The sequence below is a fragment of the Microbacterium sp. BG28 genome (assembly GCF_034044005.1).
In the GTDB taxonomy this organism is placed as follows: domain Bacteria; phylum Actinomycetota; class Actinomycetes; order Actinomycetales; family Microbacteriaceae; genus Microbacterium.
The window spans coordinates 157,209-171,538 of the sequence record NZ_JAXCHA010000002.1; the positions used below are offsets into that span (position 1 = coordinate 157,209).

Genomic DNA, 14,330 nt, shown 5'->3' on the forward strand with positions numbered 1-14,330 from the left:
CAGTGGTTACCCGTCACTCTATCGAAGGGGATGCGGGCGACCGGGTGCTCCGGGCGCCAGGAATATCGCCGCGGGGGCGGCGGATTTCCTCCTGCTGAAAGAACGTCGAATTCTTCGCGTCTTCAGGGGTGAAACTCGCGTCCGCTCTGCGGGATCCTGCTTAGGCTGAGCCGCATGGTGAGCCTTACTGCCGACATGAGTCCGCTGCACCCCGACCGGAACCTCGCGCTCGAGCTCGTGCGCGCGACAGAGGCGGCGGCGATCCGCTCCGTTCCTTTCATCGGTCGCGGTCAGAAAGAGGTGGCCGACGGTGCGGCGGTCGACGCGATGCGCGCGTTCCTCACCACCGTGAACTTCGACGGCGTGATCGTCATCGGCGAGGGCGAGAAGGACAACGCGCCCATGCTCTTCAACGGTGAGCACGTCGGCACCGGCCGCGGCCCGAAGTGCGACATCGCTGTCGATCCGATCGACGGCACCTCGCTGACCGCCGCCGGGCGCAACAACGCCCTGTCTGTCATCGCGGTCGCCGACCACGGCGCCATGCTCGACGCGTCCAGCGTCTTCTACATGGACAAGCTCGTCACCGGTCCCGCAGGCGTCGGCGTCGTCGACATCCGTCTTCCGATCGGTGAGAACATCCGTCTGCTCGCGAAGGCGCTCGGCAAGCCTGTCGACGAGATCGTCGTGTCGGTGCTGCACCGCCCCCGCCACGACCAGCTCATCGAGGAGATCCGCGAGGCCGGCGCCGGCACCCGCCTCATGAGCGACGGCGACGTCGCGGGTGGCATCAACGCCGCCCGCCACAACGCCCGCACCGACATGTGCGTCGGGATCGGCGGGAGCCCCGAAGGCATCGTCACCGCCTGCGCGATCAAGGCGCTCGGTGGCCACATCCAGGGCCGTCTCGCGCCGCGCAACGACGACGAGAAGCAGCGCGGCATCGACGCGGGCCTCAAGGTCGACGGCACCGTGTACGAGGCTGAGGATCTCGTCAAGGGCAAGAACACGATCTTCGTCGCCACGGGCGTGACCGACGGTCAGCTGGTCGCCGGCGTGCGCCGCGAGGGCGAGCACATCTACACCGAGAGCGTCGTGCTGCGCGGCGCCTCCGGCACCCTTCGCCGCATCTCGAGCGAGCACCTGACCTCGAAGTGGCTGTGACGCTCGAGCTCTGAGCCTCGGGGGCTGAGCCTCTGGGGTTGAGCCTCGGGGGCCGAGTCTCTGGGGCCGAGTCTCTGGGGCCGAGCCTCGGGGGCTGAGTCTCTGGGGTTGGGTCTCCGGTTGAGTCTCTCGGCTGGTGAGTCCGGTTGGCATGTCCCACTTTCCGCAGTGCATGTCCCACTTGCTGGAGGTTTCTTGCCCGAATCCTCCAGCAAGTGGGACATACTTGCGGCCGACGGGATGATGGGGCGATGACTGTTCGGCGGATGACCCCTACGCTCCCGCTCCTCGACGGCCGGGAGGTGCCCGTGTTTCCGCGTGGGCGTAACCCGCGTCCGCTCGCGTGGGGTGTGGTGGCGACCTCCGTCGTCGTCGGCCTCATCGCCGCGGTGAGCGACGAGCTGAGCCGGCGCATCGTCTTCGGTGCCTTGGCGGTGACGCTGATGGTGATCGGCATCGCGCTGCTCGTCACGTTCCGGGGCGTCGTGTCGCGTGCGCTGACGATCGACGATCGACCGGGTTCCCTGCGCTTCGTCCCGCTGCGGGTCGGATCTGTCCCGACACTCTTCATCGCCGTGTCGCTGCTGCTTCCGGCCGGCGCGCAGCTCTTCATCGACCTGAACGGACTGCCGGTGCCGTGGGGGCCGCGCCTGACACGCAGCGGGCCCTACATCCTCGGCGTGATCGGGATCGCGATGCTGGTGATGCGGATCGTGCGACGGCGCGTCCCCGCGGGGCTGACGCTCACGTCGCGCGGCGTGACGGGCATCCGCGGATGCGGCGCGCTGGACTGGTCGTGGGAAGAGCTGGCGCAGGTGGCGGTCGTTGCAGCGCCCGCAGCCAAGCTCTCGCTGCTGCGCGCGGGCGGCGCTCCGCTGATCACGGCACCTTCGCTCAGCCTCGGTTCCGACCCGAATCTCGTGGCTGTGCTCGTGAAGTTCTACCGGCAGCATCCGGAACACCGCGACGTTCTCGATGTCGGAGGCGTCGAGGCGGTGCATCGCGCGGAGCAGGCACTGCGGCCCGACTGATCTCCGCGGCGGTGCGGCAGTGGGCCGATAACTGCAACAAGTGGGACCTGCCCGGCGCAGGGGTGCGCAGTACCCCCTTTGGTTCGATTGTTCCGGGTTCGTGTCTCAGTTGTGCACGGTTTGGGGGCGTGCGGCGTGCACGAGTGAGACACGGATGCGTTGGGGGGCCGGGGTGGGGTTCGTGTCTCAGTTGTGCACGGTTTGGGGGCGTGCGGCGTGCACAAGTGAGACGCGGATGCGAGGGCGGCCGGGGTGGGGTTCGTGTCTCAGTTGTTCACGGTTTCGAGGCGTGTGGCGTGCACAAGTGAGACGCCGATGCGGGGGAGGAGCGCAAGCCTCCGGGGCGGCTACATCGGCAGGTGGCAGAATGAACGTCGTCGTATCACCGTCGATGTCGATCTCTGCACCGAGACGAAGGGACGAACGATGTCCGCAACCCAGGAGAACGCGCATCCGCACACCGGAGCGCTCGCCGTCGTCGCCGACGCCGTGGCTGTCAACAACCCCGACCCCGCGCGCCGCCCCGACGTCCTCTTCCGCGTCCGCCGCGAGGAGGGCCACCAGCCGAGCCCGTGGTGGGCGATCGGCGCGTTCGTCGGCGTCTCCGCCGTGGTGCTCCTGCTCCTGAGCTTCGTGCCCGGCGGAGCCTGAGCTACACCGCCAGCTGCGCGAGCAGCTCGCGTTCCTCTCCGTCGGTGAGCCCCGCTCCCGACACCACCGGCCCGCCGAGCACATCGGCGAGGGTCGATTCCAGCGGACGTCGCTCGAGACCGGCAGCCACTGCACGCTCCGTTGACCGCGCGTTCATCCCGTACCAGTCAGGGTCGCGCAGCCAGAGCGGCAGCGACCGCGGCCCCACCCATTCGTGGACGTCGCGTTCGGCCAGCCAGTCTTCTGCGGCGACGGTCACCCTGCCACGATGTCCCGCGGCGGCTCGCGCCGCCTCCAGGTGCGCGGGGATCGGATGCGGCACGCCCTGCGCATCGAACACGCCCGAGCCCGCTCCGTCGGCGAGTCGCACGAGCCACCCGGCGAGGTCGCGCACGTCGATCAGCGAGGTCGGCAGACGGGGAGCATCCGGTGCCAGCACGGCGCCGTCGGGGTTCGACGGCGCGGCGAAGCGGCGCGGCCAGTACGTACTGCGTCCTGTCGGGTCGCCCGGACCGCCGATGAGGCCGGAGCGGACGATGGCTGAGCGGTCGATGTCGAACACCTCGCGCACCGCGTCCTCACAGGCGACCTTGGCGCGCCCGTAATCCTCGGGGTCGGTCATGACGTCGGTGTCCAGAGGGTCGAGCAGTGGCGCCGACTCGTCCGCGCCGATCTCCGCCTGGCTCGCGTAGACGTTGCAGGTCGAGACGAAGACGTACCGGTCGGTGCGCAGCTGACGCGCCGCGCGGCGCACTTGTCCCGGCTGACGGGAGACGTCGATCACCGCATCCCACCGCGCGTCGATAAGAGGCGCGAGTCCGTCGGGAGCGTCGCGGTCGACGTGGACCTGTCTCACCCCGTGCGGAACATCCGTGCCGCGGGCGGCGCAGGTGACGTCATGGCCGGCGGCGATCGCGGAGGCGGCCGTCGTGCGCCCGAGCCATGCGGTGCCGCCGAGAACGAGGAGCTTCATGAGCCCATCGTCGTCGGGAACACGCCGGCCCGCAGGCGTATCCGCGACGGGCGAACACGCGCGTCAGGCGGGGGAGGTCGGCAGCTGTGTCTCGTCGGCGGACGCCGCAGGTTCATCCGCGTCGTCGGATGCGGCCCGCCGCACCTCGTCGAGGGCAGCGGTGAACTCCGGGGCGCTCAGCCGGCGCGGCGTGGACTCGAGCGCGGCGGGCGCGGCGACCGCATCCAACTTCGTCTCATCGATGCCGGGGAAGCGTCGCGCGGTCACCAGGACGCGGCTCTCAAGCGACCCGACGAACCGGTTGTAGCCGTCGACCGTGCGCTCGATGCCGCGACGCAGGTCGTCGATGTGCTTGGTGAGTCCGCCGAGGCGCTCGTAGAGCTGCGTGCCCAACGTGAAGAGCTCGCGGGCGTCGTCGGAGACGGCCTCCTGCGTCCACGTGTAGGCGACCGTGCGAAGCACCGCCCAAAGGTTCACGGGGGAGGCGAGGGCCACACGCTGCCGGAACGCGTAGTCGAGCAGAGAGGGGTCCTCGTCGAGTGCCGTCGCCAGAAGTGCCTCGTTCGGCACGAAGCAGATCACGAACTCGGGGCTGGATTCGATCCCAGCCCAGTACTGCTTCTTCGCGAGCGCGTCGATGTGGGCGCGTAGGGCCTTCACGTGCTTGTCGCGGAGCGCACGGCGGCGCACCGCATCCTCGCCCTGCGCGGTGTCGGCGATCGCCTGCGCCTCGATGAACGCGTCGAGCGGCACCTTGGCATCGACGGCGATGGCCTTGCCCCCCGGGAGCCGCACGATCATGTCGGGGCGGCCGGAACCCGCATCCGAGCTGATCGACGATTGCACGTCGAAGTCGACATGGCGGGTGAGTCCTGCCGCCTCGACGACGCGCCTCAGCTGCACTTCTCCCCACACACCGCGGGTGCTCGTCGAGCGCAGAGCGGAGGAGAGCGACGCGGTCGTGTCGCGCAGCAGATCGTCGGTCTCCTGCGCGCGGCGCAGCTGCTCGGCCAGGGCCCCGTACTGGGCGTGGCGCTCCCGCTCGAGGTCGTCGACCTTGACCCGCACCTGCGCGAGCGTGTCGCGGACCGGCGCGAGGGCGGCCACGACGGCGTTGTCGCGCCGATCGCGGTCGTCGCGTTCGCGCTGTTCGGCGCGCTGGCGCTCCACGAACTCGCGGTACAGCCCGCCCTGCCGCTCGAGCTCGGCACGCGCGGCCGCGGCGGCGGACTCTGCGGCGGCGGCCCGGGCCGAGAGCGCACCCTGCTGCCCGGAGGCGCGAGAGTTCGCGGCGAACCAGCCGAGGGCGATGCCGGCGGCGAGGCACAGCGCGGCGACGAGGAGGATCACGGGGTCCATGAGCACAGCATGCCCCCGACTCCGGACATCGCCGGGTCAGGCCGCGGCGGCGACCGCCGTGTCGATCTCGCAGATGCGGATGCGGGATGCCGCGGCGAGGGCGTCGATGTCGGGCGCGTTCCAGCGGCGCGCGGCATCGATCATGATGGCGGCGGAGGCGGCCGCATCCGCTGTCGCGTCGTGGTGGCGGAACTCCGCGAAGCCCGCTTCGGCCGCGACGATCGGCAGCCGGTAGCTCGGGAGGTCGTAAGTGCGGCGCGCGAGCTGGAGGCTGCAGGCGTAGCGGTACGGCGGGCAGATGTCGCCGGTCGCGGCGCACGCGCGCCGCAGCACGGCCATGTCGAACCCGGCGTTGTGCGCGACGAGCACGTCCGCGCCGGCGAAGGCGGCGATGTCGTCGAGCTGCTCGCTCCAGCCCTTCGCGCCGGCGACGTGCTCCGGACGGATGCCGTGGATGCCGATGTTCAGCTCGAAGAAGCGGTCGTGCCCCTCGGGCGGGCGGATCAGCCAACCCGCGGTCGCGACGATGCGCCCGCCGCGGACGCGGGCAAGACCCACCGCGCACGCTGAAGCGCTGGAGGAGTTCGCCGTCTCGAAGTCGATCGCGGTGAAATCCAGTGACACGCCCTCACCCTCGCCCGGATGCGTGCGGTGCACGATGAGGCGCGCCGAGGTGGCCGCATCCGAGGCGTCGCCGGGTGCGGTGTGCGGGCGTCTCCGTGGCGCGCGTCGCGTCGGAGATTCGGCGTCCCGTCGGAGGTTTCGCGCCGCATCCTCCGACATTCGTGCGATTCTCCGACCGGCGGATGCGGCAAGGCGCCCGCCCCAGCACACAGGCCCCGGCGGGGGTCGAGCCGTGGGGCGCCTAGACTTGATGCCCGTGGCTCTTACCATCGGAATCGTCGGGCTGCCGAATGTCGGCAAGTCCACCCTGTTCAACGCCCTGACCAAGAATCAGGTGCTCGCGGCGAACTACCCGTTCGCGACGATCGAGCCGAACGTGGGTGTCGTCAACCTGCCCGATGCGCGCCTCGACAAGCTTGCCGAGATCTTCGGCAGCGAGCGCATCCTGCCGGCCGCCGTGTCGTTCGTCGACATCGCCGGCATCGTGCGCGGTGCGAGCGAGGGGGAGGGGCTCGGCAACAAGTTCCTCGCGAACATCCGCGAGGCCGACGCGATCGCGCAGGTCGTGCGCGGATTCGCCGACTCCGACGTCGTGCACGTCGATGGCAACGTCGACCCGAAGAACGACATGGAGACCATCAACGCCGAGCTGCAGCTCGCCGACCTCGACACCCTCGAGCGCGCGATCACGCGCTACGAGAAGGAAGTGCGCGGCAAGAAGCTCGAGCCGATCGTTCTCGAGACGGCGCAGGCCGCCAAGGACGCGCTCGAGCGCGGACAGCTACTGTCGGCATCCGGCATCGACCTGGCTCCCATCAAGGAGCTCGGCCTGCTGACCGCGAAGCCGTTCATCTTCGTCTTCAACGTGGACGAGGACGTGCTCACGGATGCGGATCGCAAGGCCGAGCTCGCGGCTCTGGTCGCGCCCGCGCAGGCGGTGTTCCTCGACGCGAAGATCGAGTCCGAGCTGATCGATCTCGACCCGGAGGAAGCCGCTGAGCTGCTCGCCTCGACGGGGCAGGACGAGTCGGGCCTCGACCAGCTCGCACGTATCGGGTTCGACACGCTGGGCCTGCAGACCTACCTCACCGCGGGTCCGAAGGAAGCACGCGCCTGGACGATCGGCAAGGGCTGGAAGGCGCCGCAGGCCGCCGGTGTCATCCACACCGACTTCGAGAAGGGCTTCATCAAGGCCGAGGTCATCTCGTTCGACGACCTCGTCGCGACGGGTTCGGTCGTCGAGGCCCGTGCGAAGGGCAAGGCCCGCCTCGAAGGCAAGGACTACGTCATGCAGGACGGCGACGTTGTGGAGTTCCGCTTCAACAACTGAGCATCGGCGCATTCGTGGTGGAGGAGTTCCACTCCCGAACAGCGTCTGGACAGAACTAGCCTTGCTGCATGATTCGGAGCAGTCGCGCGACCTTGAGCATCTACTCCGACGTTCTTTCCGTCGCCGATGTCACAGCCATGCTCGGAATCGAGCCTGACAACTCAGGTGACATGGGGACTCTGACTCGTGCAGGGCGCGCTGGTCGAGACGCTGCGCCGGAGCGGTTGCGCCATCAGCGCACCTTCTGGTCAGTCACCGAGAAAGACGACGGCGACTCGGATGACGCAACCGGCTTCGCCGCGTTGCGCAGGTTGGTACAGCGGGTGGGTCCAATCCACCGCGCGCTCGCCACCATTCGCGAGAGCGGGGAAACCGTCCTGTGGTGGTCGGGAGATTCCGACAGCTCTCAGGGTGGTTTCGTGTTGGAGGCCGACCTCATCAGCGACGTGAGTAGACTCGGGTGCGACATCTACGGTACTGCTTTCCTGCTGGACGGCTACGAGGCGCATTGACCAGCCTCAACCCGGACGCAGTGAGCTCACGGACCTCGTCGGGGCGTGGTGTACGGGTCCTGAACCCGCTTCGAGGCCGACGATGGGGCCGACGACGCCGCACACTGTCGCCTACGCGACGCACCACGTGAACACGGTTTGCCTCCGCTTTGTAACAGCTGAGCCGCCCGACCGACAGAATGTCCCTATGCGTGCCTCATCCCCTTCCGACCACCTGAACAACTGGCGGGCTCAGAAGGAACAACGACGCGAGCTCGGTGACCGACTCGACCAGCCCCGTGAGCTCGACCACTTCTTCTTCTTTCGGAGAAGGTCGAATGCGGAAGCTGCGGCGCAGGCGCTCGCAGATGCGGACTTCCGAGTCTCCGTCGAGCCGGGGCTGCTGCGAACAGCATTGACGGCCTCGAGGGACGATGCCCTCACTGACGCCGATGTTGCGCGCATCATCCATGAACTCGTGGGTATCGCCGCCACCCACGGAGGTGGGTATGACGGCTTCGGCGGAGCAATCGTTCCCATGGATGAGTGATCATGACGTTGTGGAGCGCGTTGAGTTCACTTGACAGGATGCAGGCAAGCGGCGCCGGCGTTCGATCGCCGTCGGCAGTATCGACGTCGATCCGCAGGTCATCGTGGTTGCGCTGACGGGCTCGCGCACCTCGTAGTGGTGGCGCCAGCGCGACCCTGACAACATCGAGACATGAATCGTCGGTCACCTCGCTCGTCTCTCTTTGCCGCCGCCGCGGAACACATACGGCGGCGCCTTCGTCGAGCCGAGCCGGTGACTTCTGAGAGCGGAAGCGCTCCGGCGACGTCGCGCAACGTGTGGGAGTTCTACGAGACCCGATCCGAGACGGACCGCTCGTCGCTCTCGGAGCAGGAGCGCGGGATCCTCGCCATCCTGGATCTGCGCCAGGAGGTCGCATCTGGCGGCTTCGATTCATACTTCCGTTACGGGGGTGGCAACACCGCCGAGGAGGCATTGCGTGCTCTTCCCGTCTTCCTCGGCAACGACTGGGAAGACGTTCTCCGCGAGGCGATGAGCGTTCTCGGGGAACCGTATCCGACCGATATCGATGTACGTGAGCTGCGCCTCGAGGAAGCTGGGGCTGAGGAGCGCCTGAGCCTCCTCGATCGGCGAGTCGGTGTGTTGGAAGGTACATCGGACTCTGACGCGCGCCTCAGCGCTGCGCTCGCGGAGATTCGGGGCTGACGTCGTCCAGCGAATGCGGGAAGCGGACATCCTCAAGCACGACTCCTTGATGCTCTCCTGACGCGACCCCGGTGAGAACACCCCGCGAACCCAGGCGACAGATTCGGTCCGGAACGATCGGGCGCGCACGTGCCCGCCCGACGAGAGTGGATCGCGAAGGGAGCCACTGTGATCGAAGCGCTCAATCGCCTGGTCGACGAGATCGAACACCGCCTCGGCGACGAGATCGACGTCGAGGCGCTGGCCGGATCCGCGGGAGTCACGGGCTACCACGTGCGTCGGATGTTCTCGACGCTCGCGGGGATGCCGGTGTCCGAGTATGTGCGACGCCGACGGATGACGGTGGCAGCGGCCGACGTGATCGACGGCGAGGATCTGCTGACGGTCGCCGTGCGCTTCGGCTACGGCTCCGTCGAGGCTTTCGGCAGAGCGTTCCGTGCGGTGCACGGCGTGAGCCACGGCGACGTGCGTCGCGACGGTGGGCCCCTTCGTCCGCAATCCATCCTCAGGTTCCGCCTGACCGTCGAAGGGAGATCCGCCATGGACGCCCGACTCATCGAACGCCCCGCCCTCCGCCTCGCCGGACACGCCGCACGCGTGCCCCTGATCCACGCGGGCGTGAACCCGCACATCCAGGCGCACATCGCGTCGCTGCCCGTCGAAGAGCACGCACGCCTGAAGTCACTCAGCAGCGCCGAGCCCGCCGGTCTCCTACAGATCAGCGCGGATGTCGACCCCGACTACTCCGAGGGGAGCGAGCTGACCTATCTGCACGGTGTCGCGCTCGCCGCCGATGCGGATGCTCCCGCCGATCTCGACGTCATCGAGGTGGATGCGGGAACCTGGGTCGTTTTGCGGACGTCCGGACCGCATCCGGACGCCCTGCAGGAGGCGTACGCCGCATCGGCGACAGACTGGTTCCCGTCGAACCCGTGGCAACTGCGACCGGGCCCGTCGATCGTCGCGGTGCTCGATCGCAGCGAAGACTTCCGCACCGCGACCTGCGAGCTGTGGCTTCCGGTGGAACGGCTGACACCGGTCTCCTAGCTCAGGATGCGGCGTCGCGTGCCCACCGTTCGCGGGGTGGCACGTCTTCCCACCGTTCCCGCAACGGTGCGTCCGCATCGACGGGCCGGTAGATCGGCGCTCCCCGGATGCAGAGTCCCCAGAACCAGGTGCGACCGCACGCCAGGCACTCGAGGTAGCTGACGATCGTGAACTTCAGGTCGGATTCTGCCAGCGCGAGCATGTCCGCGAGGGGCACATCGCCGCGGATGAACCGCATCCGGCCGTCGTTCACGCGACGCTCGAGCTCGTCGCTCGTGCGCTGGATGGCGATGTCGTGCGGGGGCCGTCCGTCGTTGTGCACGAGCGCGGTCTCGCAGACATCACAGCTCACATCCATGGCCTCAGAGTAATCGCGCATAGTCTGCACACGTGATCCGTCGTGTTGTCGCCGTCGTGGTGGCCGTGGCTGTTCTGGCGCTCAGCGGATGCGCGCAGTCCTACGACGGTGTCCTGTGGCGTCAGATGGATTCGGCCGAGGGCGGCTTCGTCGCGCGCATCACCACTCTGCGCGAGACCGGGGCGACTCGGGCGGATGCGGTGGCTGCCCTCAAGCGGGACACGTACTGGGACGGCGGAGCGGTACCCGCATCGCTCGGCCCTACCGCCGCGGCCGTTCTGACGCACGGCTACCGGTGGGAGCCGGGCGACGCTTCTTACGCGGAAGAGGTCGTGCTCGTCCTCGATGTCTTCGCCTCATCGGGGCTCCGCGACGAGGCCCCATTGCACGGGGACGTCGGTGGGTCGGCCGTGATGGCCTACGACGGGCCGCCCGCCGGCTATACCTGTTTCTCCGTCCGCATCCGCTTCCTCGATGACCGCCTGGTGAGCTGGTACCGCCCCTGGGACGATTCGGAACAGTCTTGCCCGAACGTGCTCGTGGACCGACTGGACGACGGTGCGCAGTACGTTCCGATTCACGAGTTCGACGGGTGACCGGTCACAACGCAAGATGCAGGGCACCCCGTGGAGCTGCCAGAGTGGGAGCATGACGCCCCGACGACGACTCGCCGCACCGTTCGCGTTCGCGGCGGCAATGCTGGCGCTCGCCGGCTGCACGAGCTCGGGCGGGTACACCGACCTGGAGAGCACCGAGACGCGTGCGCTGCCGGATACCGTGCCGGACGATACGCTGGCGAATTTCGATCTCGACTCGATGAGATGGGTTGCCGAGCACGAGGGCACCGAAGTGTGGCTGGCGCGGGGGAGCAGACCCGCGGAGGTCTGCATCCTCTTCTCCCCGGACGACGACGCCTGGGCGACAGGATGCGCGGGAGCGGGCGGGCAGATGACCGTCTCGGGACCGGGTCCGCAGAGGTTCGTCGTCGTCCCCGACGGGCAACCCGGCCGGGAGGGGTTCACCGCGATCTCACACAACGTCTATGCCGCGTCGACCGAAGAATAGGCCGCGGCATACGGAGCCGCGCCCACTCATCGTGCGCCGGCTCGCCGGTGCGGTGACGTCGCGGACGACTCAGCTCTCGACGTGCCCCACGGACTTGGCCTCGAGGAACGCGCAGAGTTCGGCGGCGACCGAGAGCTCTGCGGCGAGATGCTGCAGCTCGAAGCTCGTGAGCACCGTCGTCTCCGTCTGCGGTTCCAACGTCACACGCCAACGTGCATCGCCGACCTCGATCGGCTCCATGTAGATCGAGATGCGCGCGGTGCGCAGCGGCACGAGCACGAGTCCGGTGTCACCGCCCTCGGATCCGTCTTGGACCGCGACCCGGACGAGGTCTCCTGCCTCGCGCGAGCGATGAAACTCCTCGAGCCAGGTCTCGAGCGTCTCTTTGCTTCTGAAGGGCACCGGGGATCCTCGCGTTCTGCATGGGCGCGGACCTGCAGAACCGCGCCTATGCCGCGATCGTAACCCGAGGAGCAGACAATTCGAGCAACGGTCGGTGATCCGTGGAAAGAGGGGGAGCGTTCGCCCGTCACGCGCTCCGCATCAACGCGTTGAGCCGGCCGTAGTCCATGCCGTCGGCGAGAACGTCGAAGCTGCCCGCCGTCAGTGCCGCTGCCGCAGCACGACGCGCCAGCGCGTATGCGGCCTGGGCGACGCTCGAACCGACGCTGACCCGCGCCGCACCGAGTCTCCCCAGCGTCGCTGTCGTCGACGACCCAGGTCCTCCCATCACGTTGAGGGGCGCCGGGATACCCGACGAGAGGGCAGCGATCTCTGTCTCCTCCGCGCCCGGAACGAAGACGCCGTCCGCGCCCGCTTCGACGTAGCGTCGTCCGCGTTCGATCGCCTCTGCGGTGAGCGCGGCCGCGCTCCGCCCGCCGCGAAGGAAGACGTCTGTTCGGGCATTGATGAAAAGTGCCACGCCCGCGCGATCGGCCGTCCGCCGCGCCTCGGCGATGCGGTCCGCGAAGTCGGCCGGTGACAATGTGCCGTCCTCGATGTTGATCCCGGCCGCTCCGGCGTCGATCACCGACGCGATCGTGCGCGCGACGCCGTCAAAAGAGTCTGGATACCCGCCTTCGATGTCTGCGGAGACCGGCACCGAGACGGCGCCGACGATGCGTCTCACGGCACCCACTGCTTCGGCGCGGGTGAGGGCGCCGCCGTCGGATCGACCGAGCGACCATGCCACTCCTGCGCTGGTGGTGGCGATCGCGGGCGCGCCGGCCGCCTCCATCATCCGCGCGCTCGCCGCATCCCACGCGTTGACGAGGACGAGCGGATGCGGCGTGTCGAGGCAGAGCGCGCGGAAGGCGGCGGTCGCGGTGTCGTTGTTCATTCCTTCAGCCAACGCGCTCGAGCCGGAGACGTCTGGCGGTTTCCCGCCCTCTCCGTCGATGCGTCGCCCTCGCGGCCTCCCGGTCAGTGGAAGGTCAGCACTTCGTCGCCCCACGCGGCTCGCAGTGCCCCGTCGAGATCCGGCACGAGCCGATCCTGATGGTCGATCACCAGCGTGCTGCGCCCCTGAGCGACCGAGTAGGGCTCCCAGGGCGCCGCGCCCTCCGCATCGGGCGAGTCTCCGTGCGCGAAGGCGGTCCATCGCTGCTGCATCCGAGCCGAGATGCTCTCGGCCACCCGGCGGCCGCCGAGGCGGAATGTCGGGTCCTTGGGCCCGCTCGTCAGGTTGCCCCAGAGGTAGGGCAGTTCGGTGGCGTGCGTCGCGCCGAGTCCGATCAGGCGCAGGAACGGGGCTGCGTGGTCGAAGCGGTACAGCCAGACGTCCGCCACCTGCGAATGCCCCTCCGCGATCCACACGCTCGGCATGCGGAACCCGATGTCCCGGGCGATGCCGAGCCCGATCGCGCGTTGCCGCGCGTGCTCGTATGCGGTGCGCACGTCGTCGAACGTGGGCAGCTCGAGCGCGGGATTGTCCGCGGCCATGTCACCGAACATGTCGCGCAGGCGTTCGTCGGTGATGGGGATCAGCGGCGACTTCATGAACTTGAACAGGGAGGCCTCGTCCTTGTTCGTCCCGATGAGCAGCGGGACGGCAAGTCCCCGACCCTCGCGCAGCGCGACGGCGGGTGCCTCCGGCAGCAGGTCGCCGTCGACGACCGGTGCGAAGGCGAGCACGCCGGGGTCGGCGTCGGGCACCTGTGCGTAGACCTCCATGCCCGCGTCGACGATCTGCTGCGGCGTTGCGGCGCGCAGCGCTTCTGCCGCATCCGGCTGCGTCTCATCGATGCGCAGGGCGGCGGTGAAACGCGCGGCGACGGCGCGTGCGCGCTCGGCGCCGTAGACGCTGGATGCGGGGGAGGACTCCGCGATGGCGCGGTGGAACAGCCCGCTCGCGGACGGTGTGGCCAGCAGCGTGGTCACGAGCCCGCCGCCGGCGGACTCGCCGAAGACCGTGACGCGGTCGGGGTCTCCGCCGAAGGCGCGGATGTTCTGCTGCACCCACTCGAGGGCGAGGAGCACGTCCTTGAGCGCGAGGTTGCGGTCGAAGCCCTGCTCGGGGAGCAGTGAAGCGAGATCGAGGAAGCCGAAAGCGCCGAGGCGATAGTTGACCGTGACCACCACGACGTCGCCGCGCGTCACGAGCGAGGTCGCATCGAACAGGGGCTGGCTGGAGGCCCCGAACGTGTACGCGCCGCCGTGCACCCACACCATGACAGGACGCTCGCGCTCGCTCTCGGACGCGGGTGCCCACACGTTGAGTCGGAGGCAGTCCTCGTCCATGACGGCGTCTTCGCCCAGGGGGACGGCGGGGTTCACGCGCTGCGGGCAGACCGGCCCGTAGTGCGTCGCATCCGTCTCGTCGGCGACAGCCTTCGCGGCAACGGGATCGCGCCACCGCGCATCGCCCGTGGGCGGCTCGGCGAAGCGGATGCCGCGCCACGAGACAACCGGGCCGAGCTCGAGTCCGCGGAACGAACCGGCGGGCGCATGGGCGAGCCGAGTGCCCGTGGGCGAGGTGTCGTTGGGGTGGGACATGTTCGTTCC

General features: G+C 68.9%; 17 protein-coding genes. 10 read left to right on the plus strand and 7 right to left on the minus strand.

Annotated features, from left to right (window positions below):
- Positions 1-174: 174 nt before the first annotated feature.
- From glpX to SK224_RS06345, 3 genes are all read left to right on the plus strand, one after another.
- Positions 175-1,164: a class II fructose-bisphosphatase gene (gene glpX / locus SK224_RS06335; RefSeq protein ID WP_309736205.1), complete on the plus strand. Its 990-nt coding sequence runs from the start codon at positions 175-177 to the stop codon at positions 1,162-1,164.
- Positions 1,165-1,430: 266 nt separating this feature from the next.
- Positions 1,431-2,195, plus strand: coding sequence for a hypothetical protein (locus tag SK224_RS06340; RefSeq protein ID WP_320433914.1), 765 nt, complete (start codon positions 1,431-1,433; stop codon positions 2,193-2,195).
- A 426-nt stretch (positions 2,196-2,621) separates the two neighbouring features.
- Entirely contained in the window at positions 2,622-2,846 is a 225-nt protein-coding gene (locus SK224_RS06345) for a UDP-N-acetylmuramyl pentapeptide phosphotransferase (RefSeq protein WP_274285745.1), read from the plus strand.
- A gap of 1 nt (position 2,847) precedes the next feature.
- Here the strand turns inward: SK224_RS06345 and SK224_RS06350 are convergent, their stop codons facing one another.
- The 3 genes from SK224_RS06350 to SK224_RS06360 all read right to left on the minus strand — a co-directional run bounded on the left by SK224_RS06350 (position 2,848) and on the right by SK224_RS06360 (position 5,802).
- Entirely contained in the window at positions 2,848-3,819 is a 972-nt protein-coding gene (locus SK224_RS06350) for an NAD-dependent epimerase/dehydratase family protein (RefSeq protein ID WP_320433915.1), read from the minus strand.
- 63 nt (positions 3,820-3,882) lie between these two features.
- Positions 3,883-5,178 carry a DNA recombination protein RmuC gene (locus tag SK224_RS06355; RefSeq protein ID WP_320433916.1) on the minus strand — a complete coding sequence of 432 codons (1,296 nt, stop codon included), beginning with the start codon at positions 5,176-5,178 and terminating at the stop codon, positions 3,883-3,885.
- Between the two features lie 36 nt (positions 5,179-5,214).
- Entirely contained in the window at positions 5,215-5,802 is a 588-nt protein-coding gene (locus SK224_RS06360; protein ID WP_320433917.1) for an exonuclease domain-containing protein, read from the minus strand.
- 256 nt (positions 5,803-6,058) lie between these two features.
- Here SK224_RS06360 and ychF point away from each other — a divergent pair, with 256 nt between their 5' ends.
- From ychF to SK224_RS06385, 5 genes are all read left to right on the plus strand, one after another.
- Positions 6,059-7,132 carry a redox-regulated ATPase YchF gene (gene ychF / locus SK224_RS06365; RefSeq protein ID WP_234075039.1) on the plus strand — a complete coding sequence of 358 codons (1,074 nt, stop codon included), beginning with the start codon at positions 6,059-6,061 and terminating at the stop codon, positions 7,130-7,132.
- 68 nt (positions 7,133-7,200) lie between these two features.
- Positions 7,201-7,644: a hypothetical protein gene (locus tag SK224_RS06370; protein WP_320433918.1), complete on the plus strand. Its 444-nt coding sequence runs from the start codon at positions 7,201-7,203 to the stop codon at positions 7,642-7,644.
- Positions 7,645-7,831: 187 nt separating this feature from the next.
- The gene (locus SK224_RS16775; protein ID WP_413816763.1) at positions 7,832-8,173 is read left to right on the plus strand and encodes a ribonuclease E inhibitor RraB; all 342 of its coding nucleotides are present in this window, start codon (positions 7,832-7,834) and stop codon (positions 8,171-8,173) included.
- A gap of 252 nt (positions 8,174-8,425) precedes the next feature.
- Positions 8,426-8,857: a DUF4375 domain-containing protein gene (locus SK224_RS06380; protein WP_320433920.1), complete on the plus strand. Its 432-nt coding sequence runs from the start codon at positions 8,426-8,428 to the stop codon at positions 8,855-8,857.
- Positions 8,858-9,025: 168 nt separating this feature from the next.
- Positions 9,026-9,904, plus strand: coding sequence for an AraC family transcriptional regulator (locus tag SK224_RS06385; RefSeq protein WP_320433921.1), 879 nt, complete (start codon positions 9,026-9,028; stop codon positions 9,902-9,904).
- Between the two features lies 1 nt (position 9,905).
- Here the strand turns inward: SK224_RS06385 and SK224_RS06390 are convergent, their stop codons facing one another.
- A complete protein-coding gene (locus SK224_RS06390; RefSeq protein WP_320433922.1) occupies positions 9,906-10,262 on the minus strand; it encodes a hypothetical protein in 357 nt (118 codons plus the stop codon).
- 32 nt (positions 10,263-10,294) lie between these two features.
- Here SK224_RS06390 and SK224_RS06395 point away from each other — a divergent pair, with 32 nt between their 5' ends.
- Together SK224_RS06395 and SK224_RS06400 are read left to right on the plus strand one after the other, a co-directional pair.
- Entirely contained in the window at positions 10,295-10,858 is a 564-nt protein-coding gene (locus SK224_RS06395) for a hypothetical protein (RefSeq protein WP_320433923.1), read from the plus strand.
- Positions 10,859-10,910: 52 nt separating this feature from the next.
- On the plus strand, positions 10,911-11,327 hold the full coding sequence (locus tag SK224_RS06400) for a hypothetical protein (protein WP_320433924.1): 417 nt from the start codon (positions 10,911-10,913) through the stop codon (positions 11,325-11,327).
- A 69-nt stretch (positions 11,328-11,396) separates the two neighbouring features.
- On the opposite strand, the gene SK224_RS06405 is transcribed toward SK224_RS06400, so the two are convergent.
- The 3 genes from SK224_RS06405 to SK224_RS06415 form a co-directional block, all read right to left on the minus strand.
- Entirely contained in the window at positions 11,397-11,729 is a 333-nt protein-coding gene (locus SK224_RS06405; protein ID WP_320433925.1) for a hypothetical protein, read from the minus strand.
- Positions 11,730-11,856: 127 nt separating this feature from the next.
- On the minus strand, positions 11,857-12,666 hold the full coding sequence (locus SK224_RS06410; protein ID WP_320433926.1) for an isocitrate lyase/phosphoenolpyruvate mutase family protein: 810 nt from the start codon (positions 12,664-12,666) through the stop codon (positions 11,857-11,859).
- Between the two features lie 83 nt (positions 12,667-12,749).
- Complete coding sequence (locus SK224_RS06415) at positions 12,750-14,321, minus strand: carboxylesterase/lipase family protein (RefSeq protein WP_320433927.1); 1,572 nt, start codon at positions 14,319-14,321, stop codon at positions 12,750-12,752.
- Between the last annotated feature and the right edge of the window lie 9 nt (positions 14,322-14,330).